The sequence below is a fragment of the Anabaena sp. 90 genome, assembly GCF_000312705.1.
GTDB lineage: Bacteria > Cyanobacteriota > Cyanobacteriia > Cyanobacteriales > Nostocaceae > Dolichospermum > Dolichospermum lemmermannii.
In genome coordinates, this window is record NC_019427.1 from 761,433 (window position 1) to 780,420 (window position 18,988).

General features: G+C 39.6%; 19 protein-coding genes. 14 read left to right on the top strand and 5 right to left on the bottom strand.

The features are described 5' to 3' along the window. Positions 1 to 94 precede the first annotated feature (94 nt). Both ANA_RS03480 and ANA_RS03485 read right to left on the bottom strand, forming a co-directional pair. Positions 95 to 913, bottom strand: a complete 819-nt coding sequence (locus tag ANA_RS03480; protein ID WP_041458218.1) for a TlyA family RNA methyltransferase — start codon at positions 911 to 913, stop codon at positions 95 to 97. Positions 914 to 1,076: 163 nt separating this feature from the next. Beyond that, positions 1,077 to 1,709 carry a DUF1361 domain-containing protein gene (locus ANA_RS03485; protein WP_015078670.1) on the bottom strand — a complete coding sequence of 211 codons (633 nt, stop codon included), beginning with the start codon at positions 1,707 to 1,709 and terminating at the stop codon, positions 1,077 to 1,079. A gap of 515 nt (positions 1,710 to 2,224) precedes the next feature. On the opposite strand from ANA_RS03485, the gene ANA_RS03490 reads away from it, so the two are divergent. The 7 genes from ANA_RS03490 to ANA_RS03515 all read left to right on the top strand — a co-directional run bounded on the left by ANA_RS03490 (position 2,225) and on the right by ANA_RS03515 (position 10,076). Further along, complete coding sequence (locus ANA_RS03490; protein WP_015078671.1) at positions 2,225 to 3,853, top strand: peptide chain release factor 3; 1,629 nt, start codon at positions 2,225 to 2,227, stop codon at positions 3,851 to 3,853. Positions 3,854 to 3,880: 27 nt separating this feature from the next. Continuing rightward, complete coding sequence (locus tag ANA_RS26395; RefSeq protein ID WP_158310503.1) at positions 3,881 to 4,027, top strand: hypothetical protein; 147 nt, start codon at positions 3,881 to 3,883, stop codon at positions 4,025 to 4,027. Further along, complete coding sequence (locus ANA_RS25605; RefSeq protein WP_148279021.1) at positions 4,018 to 4,212, top strand: hypothetical protein; 195 nt, start codon at positions 4,018 to 4,020, stop codon at positions 4,210 to 4,212. Before ANA_RS26395 ends, ANA_RS25605 begins: the two co-directional genes overlap by 10 nt. Positions 4,213 to 4,237: 25 nt before the next feature. Next, positions 4,238 to 6,364, top strand: a complete 2,127-nt coding sequence (locus ANA_RS03500) for a zinc metalloprotease HtpX (protein WP_015078672.1) — start codon at positions 4,238 to 4,240, stop codon at positions 6,362 to 6,364. Positions 6,365 to 6,375: 11 nt separating this feature from the next. After that, positions 6,376 to 7,080, top strand: a complete 705-nt coding sequence (locus ANA_RS03505; protein WP_015078673.1) for a hypothetical protein — start codon at positions 6,376 to 6,378, stop codon at positions 7,078 to 7,080. Positions 7,081 to 7,493: 413 nt separating this feature from the next. Then, positions 7,494 to 8,000 (top strand): RNA recognition motif domain-containing protein, encoded by a 507-nt coding sequence (locus ANA_RS03510; protein ID WP_015078674.1) that lies wholly within the window; start codon positions 7,494 to 7,496, stop codon positions 7,998 to 8,000. An 807-nt stretch (positions 8,001 to 8,807) separates the two neighbouring features. Further along, entirely contained in the window at positions 8,808 to 10,076 is a 1,269-nt protein-coding gene (locus ANA_RS03515; RefSeq protein ID WP_015078676.1) for a glycosyltransferase family 4 protein, read from the top strand. Here the strand turns inward: ANA_RS03515 and ANA_RS28085 are convergent. After that, positions 10,069 to 10,197, bottom strand: a complete 129-nt coding sequence (locus ANA_RS28085) for a hypothetical protein (RefSeq protein ID WP_256370262.1) — start codon at positions 10,195 to 10,197, stop codon at positions 10,069 to 10,071. The two genes, ANA_RS03515 and ANA_RS28085, sit on opposite strands and share 8 nt — an antisense overlap. Before the next feature lie 218 nt (positions 10,198 to 10,415). Between ANA_RS28085 and ANA_RS28435 the strand changes: the two genes are divergently transcribed. From ANA_RS28435 to ANA_RS25615, 4 genes are all read left to right on the top strand, one after another. Then, on the top strand, positions 10,416 to 10,691 hold the full coding sequence (locus ANA_RS28435) for a hypothetical protein (RefSeq protein WP_015078677.1): 276 nt from the start codon (positions 10,416 to 10,418) through the stop codon (positions 10,689 to 10,691). 192 nt (positions 10,692 to 10,883) lie between these two features. Continuing rightward, a complete protein-coding gene (locus ANA_RS03525; RefSeq protein ID WP_015078678.1) occupies positions 10,884 to 11,852 on the top strand; it encodes a hypothetical protein in 969 nt (322 codons plus the stop codon). Positions 11,853 to 11,966: 114 nt separating this feature from the next. Beyond that, complete coding sequence (locus ANA_RS03530; protein ID WP_015078679.1) at positions 11,967 to 13,694, top strand: Rqc2 family fibronectin-binding protein; 1,728 nt, start codon at positions 11,967 to 11,969, stop codon at positions 13,692 to 13,694. Continuing rightward, positions 13,684 to 13,911, top strand: coding sequence for a hypothetical protein (locus ANA_RS25615; protein ID WP_158310504.1), 228 nt, complete (start codon positions 13,684 to 13,686; stop codon positions 13,909 to 13,911). The genes ANA_RS03530 and ANA_RS25615 overlap by 11 nt, the downstream gene beginning before the upstream one ends. Positions 13,912 to 14,082: 171 nt before the next feature. On the opposite strand, the gene ANA_RS03535 is transcribed toward ANA_RS25615, so the two are convergent. After that, on the bottom strand, positions 14,083 to 15,663 hold the full coding sequence (locus ANA_RS03535) for an iron uptake porin (RefSeq protein ID WP_015078681.1): 1,581 nt from the start codon (positions 15,661 to 15,663) through the stop codon (positions 14,083 to 14,085). Positions 15,664 to 15,943: 280 nt separating this feature from the next. Between ANA_RS03535 and ANA_RS03540 the strand changes: the two genes are divergently transcribed. Together ANA_RS03540 and ANA_RS03545 are read left to right on the top strand one after the other, a co-directional pair. Then, the gene (locus tag ANA_RS03540) at positions 15,944 to 16,933 is read left to right on the top strand and encodes a metal ABC transporter solute-binding protein, Zn/Mn family (protein ID WP_041458219.1); all 990 of its coding nucleotides are present in this window, start codon (positions 15,944 to 15,946) and stop codon (positions 16,931 to 16,933) included. Positions 16,934 to 17,004: 71 nt separating this feature from the next. Further along, on the top strand, positions 17,005 to 17,787 hold the full coding sequence (locus ANA_RS03545) for a metal ABC transporter ATP-binding protein (protein ID WP_041458220.1): 783 nt from the start codon (positions 17,005 to 17,007) through the stop codon (positions 17,785 to 17,787). Here ANA_RS03545 and ANA_RS26400 read toward each other — a convergent pair. Then, positions 17,784 to 18,110 carry a hypothetical protein gene (locus ANA_RS26400; RefSeq protein ID WP_051155166.1) on the bottom strand — a complete coding sequence of 109 codons (327 nt, stop codon included), beginning with the start codon at positions 18,108 to 18,110 and terminating at the stop codon, positions 17,784 to 17,786. The genes ANA_RS03545 and ANA_RS26400 overlap by 4 nt on opposite strands. Here ANA_RS26400 and ANA_RS03555 point away from each other — a divergent pair. Continuing rightward, a complete protein-coding gene (locus ANA_RS03555; RefSeq protein WP_015078684.1) occupies positions 18,093 to 18,926 on the top strand; it encodes a metal ABC transporter permease in 834 nt (277 codons plus the stop codon). The two genes, ANA_RS26400 and ANA_RS03555, sit on opposite strands and share 18 nt — an antisense overlap. The last annotated feature ends 62 nt before the right edge of the window (positions 18,927 to 18,988 follow it).

The window sequence follows — 18,988 nt, forward strand, 5'->3', positions numbered from 1 at the left end:
CGAAAAACCTAGATTTGTAGGGGTTTAGCACTGCTAAACCCCTACCCACAAAATCAAATTATTAAGCCGTGTTGAGTATAACCTTGATTAATCATCATTTTTTCCCAAACTCCTGCATGACTTGTTTAGTAATTTCTTGAATTGCTGCTAAAGTTGGAGGGATAATTTCGCTGTCCATTCCCAACCATAAAAGATATTCAATATTTCCCGCAGGTCCTGTGATTGGCGACCAAGTTAAACCTTTATATTTCCATCCTAATTCTAACGCCCCTTTCATCACATTAAAAATTGCATCTCCTTGGTCATCAGAATCGCGGACAACGCCTTTTTTACCTATCCGAGACTTGCCAACCTCAAATTGTGGTTTTACCAGCAATACAGCCTCTCTGGGAGCTTGTGTTAATTGCCATACCGCCGGCAAAATTTTGGTTAAAGAAATAAAGGAAACATCCACAACTATCAAATTAGGAAATATGGCATTTTCAGCATACAATTCCTCTGGTTGTAGTTGACGTAAATTCGTCCGTTCTTTTAAAATTACCCGTTGATCATTTCTGATTTTCCAGTCAACTTGTCCATAACCAACATCTACACCATAAACTTGTTTTGCACCGGCTTGTAATAAACAATCAGTAAAGCCACCAGTAGAAATTCCCCCGTCTAAACAAATCCTGTCAGTTACAGAAATCTCAAAAAATTTTAAAGCCTTAGCCAGTTTTTCACCACCACGAGAAACAAAAGGAGGACGTTCTTTAACTTGAATTTCTGCGGTAATATCAACTTCAGTCCCGACTTTATCAACCTTATGTTGATTTACAGTCACTTCTCCAGCTTGAATTAGCCGTTGTGCTTGCTGACGGGAGGGACATAATCCCAAATCTACTAATAATGTATCTAATCGCTGTTTAACCAATTTCACTTTTTATAGCTGTTTATATTTGCTTTCCTATTCTAAATCCTAAATTATACGATTAATCTTAAATATTCAAAAAATAGATCCCCGACTTCTTTGAAAAGTCGGGGATATTTGATTTTAATTTAATGTCATTAGTTAATATTGTGAATATGATGATCATTTATTTTATTTGTGAATTAACACCCTTATTCAGAAAACCCAAAGTAATTCGTTTCATAAACCAATACAAACCCCAAAGGATTATAAAAGTGAGAGTAATAATTATCAAGGGTTGTTTACCAAGAATTTCTTCTACACCTTTTGTGATTATGGCATCTGGTTGAGTAATAAAATCCCAACTGTTAAATCTCAAAAATCGTCCCCAATAAATACCCACAGCAGAAAGAGCGTGAGTGATTAACTCAACAGGAAAAATCCATTGACTTTTACCCGTTCGATGTAAATAGTAACCCAAATTTATTAAAGATATAACATAAGCTTCAAATCCGCCAAAAATGACGACAAAATACACAGGAATTAAGACTAATGTAATCATCCATATTGACTGAACTCGCCGGATATCATCTATCAAATGAATGACATCAGTTAATAAATAAGGCGCATTTGGTAAAAAAGCATAGAAACTCAAAAATCCTAGCCACCAAACCCATGAACCACTGCGCTGACGGCGAAATAGCCAAACACTCAAAGCTAAAGGAATAAAAGCCAAAAATAAATTCCAAGTCATCCACCGCAGATTAACTTGTAAAACATGGAAAACCGTTGTTATTAATTCAATCACTTCTGCTTTCATGGAATTGCAATAGCTAGAATAAATTTGTTCTTTTGGTTACACAAAATTTGCAGTTGTAGATTTGTTAAAAATCTCAAGACATTGTTTGTGAAACTCTATTTTAGATCACTGCTGCATGAAATGGTTATTTATCAACATTTCTATCATGGAGCAGTTCATATTCACAAGGTTTTTGCCGATGTTCGGTGAATTTAGAAATTAATACTTTCGGAAAAATTCAACCCCTATATATATGGGCGCACAGATTTCCACTATACTCTTATAATAGAGGAAAGTCCGGCATTTGTCAACTATCTCACCCATAAATTTCTGATAGCGTCGTCTGACATAAACCAGATTAAGATTGAATTAACGGTAAGAATTAATATAGCAGTATGCACTTGAATCAGATCCTAATTTTAATCCCAGAGCGTTATATTCAAAGGGTTTTACTGAAAGCTGCTAGAGAATTTATAAATTTGTTCCCCCGTCCTGAAAAAGATTACATTTAGTGAAGTTACAAAGAAATTACAGATATGTCCATTGAACTGCAAGCAGAATTAGGTCAAGCGGTGGAACAGCGTCGCAACTTTGCGATTATTTCTCACCCTGATGCTGGTAAAACCACACTGACAGAAAAACTATTATTATACGGGGGTGCTATTCACGAAGCTGGAGCAGTAAAAGCCCGCAGAGACCAGCGCAAAGTCACTTCTGACTGGATGGCAATGGAACAACAACGGGGAATTTCCGTAACTTCTACGGTATTACAATTTGCCTATCGTCACTGTCAAATTAATTTACTCGACACTCCTGGACACCAAGATTTTAGTGAGGACACCTATCGGACTTTGGCAGCAGCCGATAATGCGGTGATGCTAATAGACGCGGCTAAAGGTTTAGAACCCCAAACTCGGAAACTCTTTGAAGTCTGTAAAATGCGGGGTATCCCAATTTTTACCTTTGTGAATAAACTCGACCGTCCGGGCAGAGAACCCATAGATTTGTTAGATGAAATTGAGAAAGAATTGGGATTACAGACTTATGCAGTGAATTGGCCTATTGGCATGGGCGATCGCTTTAAAGGCGTATTTGACCGCCAACAGCAGCAAATTCATTTATTTGAGCGCAGTTCTCATGGTAGTAAAGAAGCAAAGGAAACTATCCTCAATATAGGTGATCAGCGACTTGAAGAATTACTAGAAAAAGAACTATACCACCAACTTAAAGACGAGTTAGAACTCTTAGAAGGAGTTTGTCCAGAACTAGATTTAGACTTAGTACACGCCGGCAAAATGACCCCAGTATTTTTTGGTAGTGCCATGACTAACTTTGGGGTGGAATTATTCCTCAAGAACTTCCTGGACTTTGCCCTCAAACCAGGTACACATAGCAGCACTGTCGGCGATATTCCTCCTACCTATCCAGAATTTACCGGATTTATTTTCAAACTGCAAGCCAACATGGACCCAAAACATCGAGATAGGGTGGCTTTCGTCCGGGTTTGCACAGGCAAGTTTGAAAAAGATATGACAGTAAATCACGCTCGAACGGGCAAAATTGTCCGTCTATCACGTCCGCAAAAACTATTTGCCCAGGAAAGAGAATCTATTGATGTCGCTTATCCAGGGGACGTGATTGGTTTAAATAATCCAGGTGTTTTCGCAATTGGTGATACAATTTACACAGGACAAAAATTAGAATATGAGGGAATTCCTTATTTCTCACCTGAACTTTTTGCCACGTTGAGAAACCCCAACCCATCGAAATTTAAGCAGTTTCAAAAAGGCGTTTCCGAATTGCGAGAAGAAGGTGCTGTCCAAATTATGTACTCCACCGATGAAGCCAAGCGGGAGCCAATTTTAGCAGCGGTTGGTCAATTGCAGTTTGAAGTAGTCCAGTTCCGCTTAGAAAATGAGTATGGTGTGGAAACTATTCTCGATTTATTACCTTATAGTGTCGCCCGTTGGGTTGAAGGTGGTTGGGAAGCTTTAAAGCAGGTGGGACGTTTATTCAATACCACTACTGTTAAAGATAGCATGGGACGACCAGTATTGTTATTCCGCAATGAATGGAATTGTCAACAGTTGGAGGGTGATCATCCAGAGTTGAAATTAAGTGCCATCGCTCCCGTCTTTTCCCATCAACAATCAGCAGAAAGTTAGACGCAGTGGTCAGTGGTCAGTGGTCAGTTGTCCGTTGTCCGTTGTCCGTTGTCAGTAGGGGCGAAGCATTTGGAAGATAAATTATCGGTCATTGCCAAAAATAGTTCTCCAAATGCTTCGCCCGTACAGTGGTCAGTGGTCAGTGGTCAGTTGTCCGTTGTCCGTTGTCCGTAGGGGCGAAGCATTTGGAAGATAAATTATCGGTCATTGCCAAAAATAGTTCTCCAAATGCTTCGCCCGTACAGTGGTCAGTGGTCAGTGGTCAGGAGGAAGAAAGAAGTTACCCAAAGTTACCCAATGACCAATCACCAATCACCAATGATCAGGGTATCTCAATAAGCGTGCTATTTGTCACCTAGAACAGATTGGAGTACCAAAGTTTGTATGCCTTCCCACGCTGAATCATGTTTAGAGGCTGGTTTAGCTGCTCTCAAGCAGGGGAATTACTACACAGCGATCGCTAACCTTCAACCACTAGCCAAAGATCAAAGTCAAGAAAGGATTTGTTTACAGGCGCAAGTTGGGTTAGTGATGTCCTATGCCCGCACGGGTGAAGTCTCTAAGGCGATCGCTCTGTGTCAAAATCTGATTGCTAATAGTAATCCCCAAGTTCAAGAGTGGGCAACACTTGCTCTTGAACACCTGCATAAACGCAAAAACCAGAAGAAAAAATCCCATAAAACCAGTAATGGACTTGTTTCTAGTTTAAATCCTGCCCAACCACAGCTACAAACAGCTTATACTGGTAATGATGGTAACAACACTATCAAACCGATTAGCGTTTATTGGCGCAATGCTAGACGCGCTAAAGTGTGGCAACCCCTAGGCAAGCCTAACATCATTCCCTCTCGACTACTTGCTCTGGGAACATTCATGGCATTGTTCTGGACTTGTCGAGAAGTGCTTAAATTAGTATTGGGTTTAATCAATCAAATTCTCTATCAACTGCCCTACTTAGAACCCATCCAGATTTTATATAGCGATCCTAGTTCCTTGATGTTGGGATTGTTGATCATCTTCATGGCATCGTCTCCTTGGTTGCTCGACTGGGTACTAACAAGATTTTCCGGTCAAGAAGAGTTAACCAAAGAGAAATTAAACTCCTACAGCCGGGAAACACCCAGAGTATTACAACGCGCTTGCCAACAGCGGCACGGGTCAACCCCTCAACTGAGAATCTTACCAATTTCCGCCCCGATGATTATCAGTTATGGCAACCTCCCCCGCACAGCGAGAATAACTGTTAGTCAAGGTTTATTAGAACAACTGGCAGATGACGAAATAGCTGCCATCTATGCTTTATCTTTAGGACAAATTGGGCGTTGGGATTTTGCGGTCATGTCCCTAGTTTTACTCGTGGCCATGCCATTTTATGGAATATATCAGCAAGTGTCAGTTTGGGGAAATCAACATGACAGTAAAATTTGGCGTTGGCCAGGTACAGTTTTAGCAGCCATCAACTATGCAATTTGGTGTCTGTTCACGGGTACAGCCTTACTTAATTGCCAATTGCGGCTTTACCATAGCGATCGCCTGGCCGCAGAAATCACCGGTAATCCTAATGGACTAATTCGCGCTTTACTGAAAATATCCATTGGTGTAGCCCATGATATCAGCCTCAAAGAACAAACCTGTTGGCAGTTAGAAAGCCTGAATCTCCTCTCGCCAGTTGCATACCAACACAGCATAATTTTAGGTAGCACCGCCGGTCATCTACCTTTTGAATCATTTTTAAAGTGGGAAAATTTTCATCCCTATCGGCAATGGTTTACAATTAATAGTTGTCATCCAACAATAGGCGATCGCATCGAACGCCTTTGTCAAATAGCCCGTCATTGGCATTTAGACACCGAATTATATCAAACAAAGCCATCACAACCCATTCTCATCAGGCCCCAATCCTTCTATTTACAAATTGCCCCTTGGTTGGGAATCCCCCTCGGTGTTGTATTTGCCTGTCTAACTTGGTTAATTTGGCAAACAGCATACACCTTACACTTGTTAAACCTCAAGTGGATCTATGATAATTGGTCTTTTGTCGGCGGTTGTATGTTGATTGGCTTTAGCATTGGCACAGTTATGCGGATAAATGCTTTATTTCCCGATATTACACCTGTCAATGTTCAAAAAGATGAAAACTTTACCAACCTCTTAGCAAATCCCGCTATTTTACCAATTGATAGCATTAGAGTTCGGTTTACTGGTAAGCTATTAGGCCGCCCTGGTATTGGCAATTGTTTAGCACAAGACCTAATCCTGCAATCTAGCCAAGGTTTAATTAAATTACATCATATTCCCTGGTTAGGAAAGTCATTCAATCCTCAAGACTTGATTGGCAGACAAATCACTGTTACAGGTTGGTTACGACGGGGGGCAACTCCTTGGATTGATATCCAAACTTTAGAAACTAAAGGTGGCAAAAAAATTAATAGCCCTCATCCTATCTGCTCCACTGTCATCGCAGTTGTTGCCCAAGCCTGGGGTGCTTATATTATGCTCACAGGTTCTTAGATATTAGTCAGTTGTCAGTAGGGGCGAAGCATTTGGAAGATAAATTATCAGTCATTGCCAAAAATAGTTCTCCAAATGCTTCGCCCGTACAGTTGTCAGTAGGGGCGAAGCATTTGGAAGATAAATTATCGGTCATTGCCAAAAATAGTTCTCCAAATGCTTCGCCCGTACAGTTGTCAGTAGGGGCGAAGCATTTGGAAGATAAATTATCGGTCATTGCCAAAAATAGTTCTCCAAATGCTTCGCCCGTACAGTTGTCAGTAGGGGCGAAGCATTTGGAAGATAAATTATCGGTCATTGCCAAAAATAGTTCTCCAAATGCTTCGCCCGTACAGTTGTCAGTAGGGGCGAAGCATTTGGAAGATAAATTATCAGTCATTGCCAAAAATAGTTCTCCAAATGCTTCGCCCGTACAGTTGTCAGTAGGGGCGAAGCATTTGGAAGATAAATTATCGGTCATTGCCAAAAATAGTTCTCCAAATGCTTCGCCCGTACAGTTGTCAGTAGGGGCGAAGCATTTGGAAGATAAATTATCAGTCATTGCCAAAAATAGTTCTCCAAATGCTTCGCCCGTACAGTTGTCAGTAGGGGCGAAGCATTTGGAAGATAAATTATCAGTCATTGCCAAAAATAGTTCTCTAAATGCTTCGCCCGTACAGTTGTCAGTGGGAAGAAATATTCCCCCTGCTCCCTGCCTGTTTTGCCTCTTGCTTTAAAAATGTGTTTTATGTTACGATAAGCTCATACTATTGGCTATTGGCGGAAAAGTTTCTGCGGAACTAGCTACGTAGGAAATACCATGATAATGTTAAGCAATGGTATTTTGTTCTGCGGGCAAGAATTAAGAAGAATGAATTTACTGTGGTGGATAGTTGGCTATTAAATTAACAATTCCGAAAATTAAAGTGATATTAGCCCACGAGTGCATAAGTGCTTTCGTGGCAAATAAGCTTGATCCCAATAAAAAACTGTATTCTATAAGTTGATAGCATGACTTACGCCACGCTACACTATCGGATTACAGAAATTGGTTTGTGGCAGTTTTTAGTCCATAGTATCTATTCAAAAACCAAAGCCAATTGATTGTTTTTATCTTGCCCTGTTTAATCCCAATTTGGAGGTATGTTCCATGTCCATTCGCCTATATATAGGAAATTTGCCCAAGGAAGAAATTGATCGTCAAGATTTGCAAGCTGTATTTGCAGAAGAAGGCGATGCTGTCACCACTAAACTAATTAAAGACCGTAAAACAGGCAAATGCCGTGGTTTTGGGTTTTTAACGGTGAACAATGACGAACAAGCCGATCAAATTATTGAAAAATATAATGGTCAAATGTTCAAAGATACACCCATTAAGCTAGAAAAAGCTTTACCACGGACTAAAGGTGAGGAAGGAGACGAACAACCACAACAACAGGTCCCTAAACCAGTCATCCAAGGTAGTAGTTCCCCCGCTCCTAGCAGCAACAAAGAAGGCAACCGTCGGGAGAGAACTAAAAAACCTCGCCGTGGTGGTGGTGGTGGTGCGCGTGAGACTGTTGGTAACGTTGATAACGAAGCTTTTCGTCCAGATCCCCGTTGGGCAGCGGATTTAGAAAAGCTCAGACAGATGTTGGAAGCACAAACTACCAACTAGATTGTCTATTCAATCAATGTGCTTTGAGAGTAATTCTTGAAGCTGCTTCGATATCAGTTTCAGCGGTTAGAAATTTCTTTCAAATCCAATCAACAAGCAGTGCAGGTAGCCACATCAGGTTATCTGCACTGTTTGTTTTGGCAATTTTTGAGGTTTGACGGTGCAATTAAGTAGGTTAGCATTAAAAATTGTCGTTATGGCACTAGGCAAGAGGCAAGAGGCAAGAGGCAAGAGTGAAGAGGGTTTGGGCGATTTTACTTTTCTTTACACAGATTGGTTTTATTGTGTTTACCTACTTACACAAAATTTGTGATTTTTTAGGAAAACTGTATCTAAATTAACAAAAATTCTGACAATGTAGGAATAGTATAAGCCAATACACTTGTCTTGATTAAATCAGTGCTTTTGAAAATGATGCTAATTAAGGTGATATTTTCGGCAATTTAATTTTGATGTATTTACTTTCATGGAAATAATTTTGATTGCTTGAACCTTGTAAATAATGAATTGTAAATATCTAACTTAGGATGTGGCTTTGCTACTTCAGATAGGTTTTATCATGAATTAACTCATATATCATGATAGATAATATTCGTTTGTCGCTATAAAAAGATAGAGAAAAATATCTATCGAAGGTATTAAACATAAATATAGAAAGTGGGGAAAATTAACCAATATTTTGGTAATAGTTAAAATATAATAAATATTAATTATGCAAAGTTCCCCAGAAAAACACAGATTTAAGTTTAATAAGCGCAAGTTGAAAATTCACTCCCATATTGTTAAAATCAGGAACACAACAAATTTATGAAAGCTACCACTAAAAAACACATTGCTTTAATTTCAGTTCATGGCGATCCAGCAATTGAAATAGGCAGAGAAGAGGCAGGAGGACAAAATGTTTATGTCCGCCAAGTGGGTGAAGCCCTGGCACAGCTAGGATGGCAGGTAGATATGTTTAGCCGGAGGGTCAGTGCTGATCAAGAAAGGATAGTGCAACATCACCCTAATTGTCGGACTATTCGGTTAACCGCAGGTCCGGTGGAATTTGTGCCAAGAGATCAGGGTTTTCAATATTTGCCAGATTTCGTCTTTCAGTTAATAGAATTTCAAAAAGAAGCTGGGATTAATTATGATTTAGTGCATACTAATTATTGGTTATCTAGCTGGGTAGGGATGGAACTAAAGAAAAGACAAGGAACTAAACAGGTTCATACCTACCATTCTTTAGGGGTGATTAAATATAACACCATAGAAAATATTCCTTTGGTGGCTAGTCAACGTTTAATAGTTGAAAAACAAGTATTGGAAACAGCGGAAAGAATTGTGGCCACCAGTCCCCAAGAACTGGAACATATGCGATCGCTTGTTTCCAAAAAAGGCAAAATTGATATTATTCCCTGTGGGACAGATATTCAGCAGTTTGGTTCAGTGGAAAGACAAGCTGCCAGGGCTACTTTAGGAATTGCTCCAGAAGCTAAAGTGGTGTTATATGTAGGTAGATTTGACCCCCGGAAAGGCATAGAAACTTTAGTCAGGGCAATGAGAGAATCTAAGTTTTATGAATCAAAACAATTGCAGTTGATTATTGGTGGTGGTTGCACACCGGGAAATAGTGATGAAAAAGAACGCGATCGCCTCACCGGCATTGTCAACGAATTAGGGATGAATGAATGTACCTCTTTTCCCGGTTGTTTGAGTCGGGAGATATTGCCAGCTTATTACGCCGCTGCGGATATTTGTGTTGTTCCTAGCCACTATGAACCCTTTGGATTAGTAGCTATCGAGGCTATGGCCTGCGGTACACCTGTAGTCGCTAGTGATGTCGGTGGATTACAATTTACCGTTGTCAATGAAGAAACTGGTTTATTAGTACCGCCGCAAAATGTCCCAGCTTTTAACCACGCTATTGATCGGATTCTGGGCAATCCTGCATGGCAGCAAGAATTAGGAAAAGCTGCTAAAAAGCGTGTTATTAATAAATTTAGCTGGCATGGTGTAGCTGCTCAGTTAGATGAACTATATACCCAACTGTTGCAACAATCTGTTAAAGAACCCGCATTAGCAATTAAATAGGGAACAGGGGAAGTTGGGGAAGTTGGGGAAGTTGGGGAAGTTGGGGAAGTTGGGGAAGTTGGGGGGGAGAAAGAATTTTCCCAATGACAACTGACAACTGACAACTGTACGGGCGAAGCATTTGGAGAACTATTTTTGGCAATGACCGATAATTTATCTTCCAAATGCTAACAACTGTACGGGCGAAGCATTTGGAGAACTATTTTTGGCAATGACCGATAATTTATCTTCCAAATGCTTCGCCCCTACTAACAACTAACAACTGACAATTCGTACATAGTTGTAAGATAGGAAAGATCAAGTAAGCTCTAAACATAGTTGCAGTTAGACGGTGAAATGATGGAAGTTCAAGAAATCAAAAAATTCCCTAAGCCCAGGAAACCAGACAGCGAATCCCAAAATTTTCAGCACGTCAAGATCCTTGACTGCAACGAACCAGTATGCAGGGTAATTTGTGAGTGTTGGCACTGCAAACAGGGGATATTATCTGAGGTAGACGTATCAACTTCACAGTATTTAGAGGTAGAATGCCCAAGTTGTGGGAAAACTGCCGTGAGACTGATGGCAGAAAAAGTGATTTCCACTACACCTATCCCTTCACCCTGGCAAGGATGAGTGAATTTTAGATTTTGGATTTTGGATTTTGGATGATACTCTACTCTTAACGGTTGAGATTTGAACTTTTACAAGATTACCAAAAACCCAGATATGTAGGGGTTTAGCACTGCTAAACCCCTGCGTTTTACTAAGTTATCGCCATCACCCAAAAAATGTTAAATTAATCCTTCTGTCTTTAAATTAATGTAAATGACTCGCTTTATACATGATCAATTTGCCAAACAATATCTAACAGAATTATTAACGCCTTATGGAGAAGTAGAAACCAGCAAAGATATTACCGCAGAAGTCAGACAAATAGACGTATTATTTATTCCTTCACCCCAACCAACACAAAGTCTAGAAACACTAGGAATACTGGGGAAAATGGTGACAAATTATGCAATATTTGAACCATTCCGTAATGCCGTCAGCAAAAGTGAAACTCGCAGTTGTATAGGTAAATTGTTTGACATTCATGCAGACCTAGAACGGCAAGCAAAACGTAATAATACGCGAATAAATGAAGCAGAATTAGCTCAATTATGGATTTTTACACCTACAGTATCATCAGAAATCCTAGAGATTTTTCATGGGACTCTGGATGAAACAAACTGGGGAAAAGGTATTTATTTCTTGCCAAAAGGATTTAAAACCGTAGTTGTGGCGATTCATCAACTACCGAGTACACCCGAAACACTATTTTTGAGGGTTTTAGGCAAAGGGAAAGTCCAAAGACAAGCAGTAGAAGAATTAGAAGCACTAGCCAATAATAGTCCGTTCCTTTCGGATATTATACAATTAGTACATAACCTAATTGCTGTGTTATCGGCTCGTCAGCGTCAAGAACAAGATATTGATAAAGATGATCAGGAGTTAATTATGAAATTATCGGAAATGTATCAACAACAATTAGAAGAACTGAAAAAACAAGGACTTCAAGAAGGACTTCAAGAAGGACGACAAAAAGGACGACAAGAAGGACGACAAGAAGGACAACAAGAAGGTATAGAAAGAGAACGACGCGCTATGATTGAAAGTATATTGCAAGTACGTTTTGGTGCAGTTGATTCACAGTTAGCAACAATTATCAACCCTCTAATTGCAATGTCCAGAGAAGAATTCACGCCTTTGCTTCTACAATTGTCTCGTGAGGAATTATTAGCTAGATTTGAGTGAATCTTACTAATTGTATTTGTGATATAGACTTAGCAAGCTGAAAAATATTTATTTAATGAACCAAGAAAATAATCAAGAAAAAAGTAATTTTGTCGGGAAAAAGGGGTAATTGTTTTGCAACCCCTGGACTTTACCGCTTTAACCGCCGCTTGTGGCGAAATCCGCGCTAATTGGTTGCCTGCACGCATAGAACAGGTATATCAGCGCGATCGCTTTACCATTGCCATTGCCTTACGCACCTTAAATCAACGGGGTTGGCTAGATATTTCTTGGCATCCCCAAGCCGCCCATATTTGTATTAGTGAACCACCACCACGCGCCCCAGATACTTTTACTTTTAGTCAACAGTTAAAACACCAATTGGGTGGGTTGGCCTTAGTAGGAATTGAAGCGATTTCCCCTTGGGAACGGGTAATTGATTTACAATTTGCCCGTCGTCCTGAAGAAACAGCCCTGTATCACCTCTATGCGGAAGTGATGGGCAAATATAGTAATGTGATTTTAACTGATGCTAGTAATGAAATTATCACTGCTGCCCATCAAGTTAGTCACCAACAATCTAGTGTTCGTCCGATTCAAACTGGACAAAGTTACGAAACACCACCGAAACTGACGGGAAAAGTCCCTAATTTAAGCGAATCTCTAGAACGTTGGCAAGAACGGGTAAGTTTGGTCCCAGGGGGAATTAAACGCCAATTACTCAAAAGTTATAGTGGGTTAAGTTCGGCTTTGCTAGATACGATGCTGTTGGCGGCAAATATCATCCCAGATACGAATACTGATGAACTTACTCCCCAAGATTGGCAAAATTTATTTCAACGTTGGCAAGAATGGTTACAAGCTTTAGATTTAGGTAAATTCCAACCTGCTTGGACAGAAACTGGATATACGGTGATGGGTTGGGGTGGAGTTGCACCCACAAAGAATATCCAAGAGTTACTTTACCGTTATTATTCTGATCAACTGAATGAACAGTTATTTGGGCAACTGCGTCATCAGTTAAGTCAGAAATTATTGAATATTTTGGGTAAATTACGCACCAAAGCGAAAACTTTTAGCGATCGCCTGCAACAATCAGATCAAGCTGAAGAATATCGTCAAAAAGCTGACTTATTAATGGCTAACCTGCACCATTGGCAACCAGGGATGCAGGAAATAATTCTACCAGATTTTGAAACCGAACAGCCAATTGCGATCGCTCTTTTGCCCGATAAAAACGCCGTCCAAAATGCCCAAAAGCTTTATAAACAGCACCAAAAACTCAAACGCGCCCGTGCGGCTGTTGAACCGCTACTATTTGCAGTTCAAGCAGAAATTGACTATCTCGAACAAGTAGAAGCCGCAATTTCGCAAATAGACAAATACCAAAATCCAGAAGATTTACAAGCCTTAGAAGAAATCCGTGATGAACTCATTGGGCAAAAATATCTAGAAAACTTAGAATATCGCAGCCGTAGCAGCAACGACACTCCCGGCACTAATTTTCATCGTTACCGCAGTCCGAGTGGCTTTGAAGTCCTCATTGGTCGTAATAACATCCAAAATGATCAACTAACATTCCGTGTCGCTGGAGACTATGATTTGTGGTTTCACGCCCAAGAAATTCCGGGGAGTCATGTCCTCCTGCGTCTAGAACCGGGTACAGTGGCGGAAGAAGCTGATTTACAATTTACAGCCAATCTAGCAGGTTATTTCAGTCGCGCCCGTCAAAGTGACCAAGTACCAGTAGTTTACACCCAACTCAAGCACGTCTACAAACCCAAAGGCACTAAACCAGGACTTGTGGTTTATAAACAAGAAACGATTATTTGGGGGAAACCGCAATTGGTTATTGGTCATTAGTCATTGGTCATTGGTCATTGGTCATTGGTCATTGGTCATTGGTCATTGGTCATTGGGAAAATTCTTTCTCCCCCCCCAACTTCCCCAACTTCCCCAACTTCCCCAACTTCCCCAACTTCCCCAACTTCCCCAACTTCCCCAACTTCCCCAACTTCCCCTGTTCCCTCATCTTTCCTCGAATAGAAAAGCTACTCACCGAAAGACAGATATTTTTTGAGATATTTTCATGAAAAAATTGTACTGCCTGTTACAATCTTGTTAAGAAAAGTTGCCCGTTGAATTTTGGGAACGCGCAATTTGGTTTTGACTCTACTGAGAAGACAACTCGAACAACGTTTTTTCGCTGACCAGCCTGTGGGAGGGCTGGTTTTTTTGTTACCTGAAAAACTTAGAAACTGAAAGTAGTTCTTAAAGCACCAATCACCACATTATCATTGTTATCATTGTGATCTGGGGCTGTTAGCCAAATCACAGCAGGAGTAAGGGTGATATTGTCGCTGAGTTTGTATTGATAAAATCCCTCAATGTGATAAGAGGTATTTGGATCTTTCGTAACTCCAACAACGTTAGAACTTGTGACTTTTGGTTCCATACCAACTATGACACCAGCCAAATTACCTTTTTTACCCAAATCAGGGAAACCAAGGGTAACAGCATAGTTAAAAGTATCAACTTCTCCCTTTGTCGTCAAAACCTTACTATTGGTATAACCAGCCCAACCACCAAGAACAAACTTCTTGCTAATACCTAGAGATGCTTGAACACCGTAGGAATTGCTAGAAAAATTTTCACCGGAAAGAACGATATCAGATGTGGCCGCATTACTACCAGTGAGTAGTGGCTGATTGTAGGAATTGATATAAGTTAAACCAAGAGAAATGCGATCGCTTGGCTTGACAGTTAACTGCGCTAAAGCACCATAATTCCCATCAAACAAGCCATTTCCAGGGGTAGGGTCATTAGCCGTACTACTTAAATAGCCTAAACTGAGGGCTATTTTATCGCCAAACTGATGGTTAACTGCTATACCTTTATCACCCAGTTGTCCATAAATTGGGTTTCTTGTCCCAAAAGTAGACACAGCCCCAAAAGCACCATCACCATCAAATAGATTGACTGTACTGGTAACATCGTCCGCTGCACCAGCATTAGCAATTAGTTTGACTTGGGTATTTTTGCCCAGAGGGAAAGCATACCATAGCGCATCTATGGTAACATCATTAGTACCAGTAGTACCAGGAAGATTGGCAAAAAATAAGTTGCCTTCTTTGGTTTTAATATCAGGGTTGTTGATATTATTACTTTGGATTCTGGTAAAAAGTGTATCTTTTCCAGTGAAACTGCTTACCAATTCTAGCCGTGTTCTTGTGCCTAAAGTGGTATTTTTATCAGTTATTTCCTCACTATTAACTTTTTTATTTTTCAAAACATCACTAACAACTGCCACAACCTGCCCTTGTAGCTTAGTGGTGGTAGAAAATTGATTAGCTTCTAACTCAGCAGTTTTGGCTTCTACTGTATCTACACGTCCCCGGAGGGTGACTAATTCTGTGGAAAATTGCTCTTGCAATTTTTGGATTGTTGCTAAGTCTTGTTTTGTCGTCAAATCAGCGGTAGCAGTAGCAATTAGTTCATTGACTCGATCTAAACAAGCATTCAAACCGGCTGCAAACTCGTATCTTGACAACGCCCGATTACCACGAAAAGTCCCGTTGGGATAACCTGCAATACATCCATAGCGTTCTACCAATGATTGTAAAGCCTGAAATGCCCAATCATTAGGTTGAACATCGGATAACTGAGATACGGAAGTAACTTGAGATACTGTCTCTTCTTGGCTATTATTAACTTGTTGTTCTGAATTAGTTGCTGGTACTGGTAATGCTTCTGCCCTTGCAACAACATTCATACATAATATGCCACTCACAACTGTTGAACTAGCAATTAGATAAGTCCAGAATTTTTGCATTTTTCCTCACACCCGTGTTTAAAGTTGATAATGCTACACTTGAGTTAGTACAGCTATTAATAGTGATTTTTAATATACTACAGTCCTAAGTTAAGTTGATCACAATAAAAAGTTAAGAAATCTTTATGAACTGGAAATATTCTCAGTATACAGCAGTATTACCCGAAATTCCCAAATAGTTTGTAATTCTTGATACGGTAGTATTTTTTGATGACTTATATGAGAATGGATCTCATTATAAGATATAATGCCAATGAAGTTTTATTGTCAACCTCAAACCATGAGAAGTTCTAGAGAAGTTAAAATAGATAGAAAAACCAGAAATTTCTTACCTCTGATTACCTTAATAATTTTGTCAGCAGTTTATGGATGTAATAATCCTAACAGTAGGGAGGTTGTAAAAACAGAACCAGCCCCAGTCCAAAAATCACCAAAAACTAAGGTAGTTACCACATTTTTACCAGTTTATTTGTTTACTAAAGCGGTAACTGGAGATGTAGCAGATGTAGAGATTTTAGTTAAGCCTGGTACAGAGATACACGAATATCAAGGGACACCGACTAATGTAAAAGCGATCGCTACAGCGAAGATATTAGTCAAAAATGGTTTAGGCTTAGAGGAGTTTTTGGCAGATACAATTAAAAATGCCGGAAATTCCCAATTAGTGGAAATTGATGCTAGTAAAGGTATTCAAGCTATTAATAAAATTTCCCCCATAGATAAAACACCAACAGGAGAACATGATCATGATCACGAACACCAATTTGGAAATCCTCATGTTTGGCTAGATCCAGTTTTAGCAAAACAGCAAATCATCAATATTCGAGATGGTTTAATTATCGCAGATCCGGTCAATAAAGCCAACTATCAGACCAATGCAGCGGCTTATGTTCAGAAATTAGATAATTTAAATAATGAATTTCAGCAGACTATTAAACAAACACCAAACTGCACCTTTATCACCTTTCATGATGCTTTTCCCTATCTTGCCAAACGTTATAACATTAAACAATTAGCAGTAGTAGAAATTCCTGAAAAGCAACTTTCCCCAACAGACGTGCAAAAAGTGGTGAATACAGTCAAAAAATACCAAGTTAAAGCCCTATTTAGCGAACCAGGGTTAGATAACAAATTACTCACCAGCATTTCCCAGGATTTGGGGTTAACTGTGCGGACTTTGGATTCTTTAGAAACGGGTGATACCAATCCAGAGTATTATTTTAAGGCAATGAAAACCAATTTGGAGAGTTTAGCCGCTGGATGCAAGTAGCAGGAATATTAAAAATCTCATTATTTCCCATCTATCACGATAAATTATTGGCATCTCAAATCCTAAATTCCATGACTGACGAACAAGCAGAATTTACATTACCAATATTAAAAGTTTCTGGGTTAACAGTCTACCAAAGTAGTTATTTAGCTGTGCGAGATGTTTCCTTTGAATTATTAGCAGGAACAGATACAGCTATAGTTGGTCCAAATGGGGCTGGGAAAAGTACCTTAATCAAAGCTATTTTAGATTTAATTCCTCGAAGTACGGGAACAATTGAAGTTTTTGGTCGCCCCATTTCCAGACTAGGAAATTTGCAGAATCAGTTGGGATATATGCCACAAAACTTTATTTTTGATCGCAGTTTTCCAATTTCAGTTAGTGAATTGGTGGCTTTAGGAATAGGGAATAGAAAACATTCATTTTTCTCAAAATTTTGGCAACAAAACCGGGAAACATCAGCAGCAGTCACCGCAGCTTTACACCGTACTGATGCTTATCGCTTGCGAAATCAGGCTATTGGCACTCTGAGCGGTGGTCAACTCAAACGGGTATTATTAGCTTATTGTTTGGTAACACGGCGAAAATTGTTAGTATTGGATGAAGCTTTTGCCGGGGTAGATGTCCAAGGAACAACGGATTTTTATGCTTTGTTAAATGAATTAAAACGAGAAGAGAATTGGACAGTGTTGCAAGTATCCCACGATATTGATATGGTAAGCCGTCATTGCGATCGCGTCATCTGTCTAAATCAAACTCTTGTCTGTTCTGGTAAACCGGAAATAGCCCTTTCCCCACAAAATCTTTTAGCTACTTATGGACCAGGTTTTAGTCGCTATGAACATCATCATTAGGGAATTGGTAATTGGTAATTGGTAATTGGTAATTGGTAATAAACTATTCTTCTTCCTTCTTTCTTCTTTCTTCTTTCTTCTTTGTTCTTTCTTCTTTGTTCTTTGTTCTTTCTTCTTTCTTCTTTCTTCTTTCTTCTTTGTTCTTTGTTCTTTCTTCTTTGTTCTTTGTTCTTTGTTCTTTGTTCTTTCTTCTTTGTTCTTTGTTCTTTCTTCTTTCTTCTTCCTCCTGAACTCCTGACTCCTGAACTCCTGACTCCTGACTCCTGACTCCTGACTCCTGACTCCTGACTCCTGACTCCTCTTATATGACCATTAACTATCATGATTTGCTGAATTTATTACAATTTCCCTTTATGCAGCGTGCCATTATGGGTGCTGTGTTAATGGGCATTTTAGGCGGTTTATTGGGTAGTTTTGTTACTTTACGACAATTATCCTTTTTTAGTCATGCCGTTGGTCATGCAGCATTGGTAGGTGTGGCATTAGGCGTGTTACTCAACACTAATCCCACTTGGATGTTACTCCCTTTTACTTTAATTTTTGGGGTTGTTGTTCTCTACCTAATTGATAAGACTGATTTGGCTAGTGATAGCGTTCTCAGTATAGTGCTATCTGGGGCGTTAGCAATTGGTGTAATTCTCACCAGTTTTATTAAAGGATATCGCGGTAACTTAATGGGGGTACTATTTGGCGATATTTTGGCTATAGATAACACAGATTTAATTTTGACGCTATTGGTACTTGTTGGTAGTAGCGTTTTTTTATTATCAACTCTGCCACAACAGATTTTATTAACTCTTAATCCCGATGTTGCTCAAGTACAAGGCGTGCCTGTACAATTATATCGTTATGGATTCGTTGTTTTGCTTTCCCTCGCTGTAGCTGTGGCGATTAAAGCGGTTGGTGTGTTATTAGTAAATGCGTTTTTAGTGATTCCGGCTGCTACAGCCAAACTTATGAGTCACCATTTCAGCCGCTTTCTGATTCTATCGGTGGTTGTCGGCTGTAGCAGTAGTATCGCAGGAATGATGGTTTCTGGGTTATTTAATCTAGCTTCTGGTCCGAGTATTGTTTTTGTGCAGTTTCTGGTATTTGTGACTGTGTTTACCTGGGTGAAGTTGACAATGAAGGTTAGCTAAAATTATTTTAAATAACCCCTTGACTTATCTTTTTTTCTATGCTAAATTCAATATCGGTGGTG

What these genes read in the sequence shown, in the direction of transcription:
- ANA_RS03485 (WP_015078670.1), bottom strand. Translation starts at nt 1,709, where the DNA reads ATGAAAGCAGAAGTGATTGAATTAATAACAACGGTTTTCCATGTTTTA.
- ANA_RS03490 (WP_015078671.1), top strand. Translation starts at nt 2,225, where the DNA reads ATGTCCATTGAACTGCAAGCAGAATTAGGTCAAGCGGTGGAACAGCGT.
- ANA_RS03500 (WP_015078672.1), top strand. Translation starts at nt 4,238, where the DNA reads ATGCCTTCCCACGCTGAATCATGTTTAGAGGCTGGTTTAGCTGCTCTC.
- ANA_RS03510 (WP_015078674.1), top strand. Translation starts at nt 7,494, where the DNA reads ATGTCCATTCGCCTATATATAGGAAATTTGCCCAAGGAAGAAATTGAT.
- ANA_RS03515 (WP_015078676.1), top strand. Translation starts at nt 8,808, where the DNA reads ATGAAAGCTACCACTAAAAAACACATTGCTTTAATTTCAGTTCATGGC.
- ANA_RS28085 (WP_256370262.1), bottom strand. Translation starts at nt 10,197, where the DNA reads ATGCTTCGCCCGTACAGTTGTCAGTTGTCAGTTGTCATTGGGAAAATT.
- ANA_RS28435 (WP_015078677.1), top strand. Translation starts at nt 10,416, where the DNA reads ATGGAAGTTCAAGAAATCAAAAAATTCCCTAAGCCCAGGAAACCAGAC.
- ANA_RS03525 (WP_015078678.1), top strand. Translation starts at nt 10,884, where the DNA reads ATGACTCGCTTTATACATGATCAATTTGCCAAACAATATCTAACAGAA.
- ANA_RS03535 (WP_015078681.1), bottom strand. Translation starts at nt 15,663, where the DNA reads ATGCAAAAATTCTGGACTTATCTAATTGCTAGTTCAACAGTTGTGAGT.
- ANA_RS03540 (WP_041458219.1), top strand. Translation starts at nt 15,944, where the DNA reads ATGAGAAGTTCTAGAGAAGTTAAAATAGATAGAAAAACCAGAAATTTC.
- ANA_RS03545 (WP_041458220.1), top strand. Translation starts at nt 17,005, where the DNA reads ATGACTGACGAACAAGCAGAATTTACATTACCAATATTAAAAGTTTCT.
- ANA_RS03555 (WP_015078684.1), top strand. Translation starts at nt 18,093, where the DNA reads ATGACCATTAACTATCATGATTTGCTGAATTTATTACAATTTCCCTTT.
- ANA_RS26400 (WP_051155166.1), bottom strand. Translation starts at nt 18,110, where the DNA reads ATGATAGTTAATGGTCATATAAGAGGAGTCAGGAGTCAGGAGTCAGGA.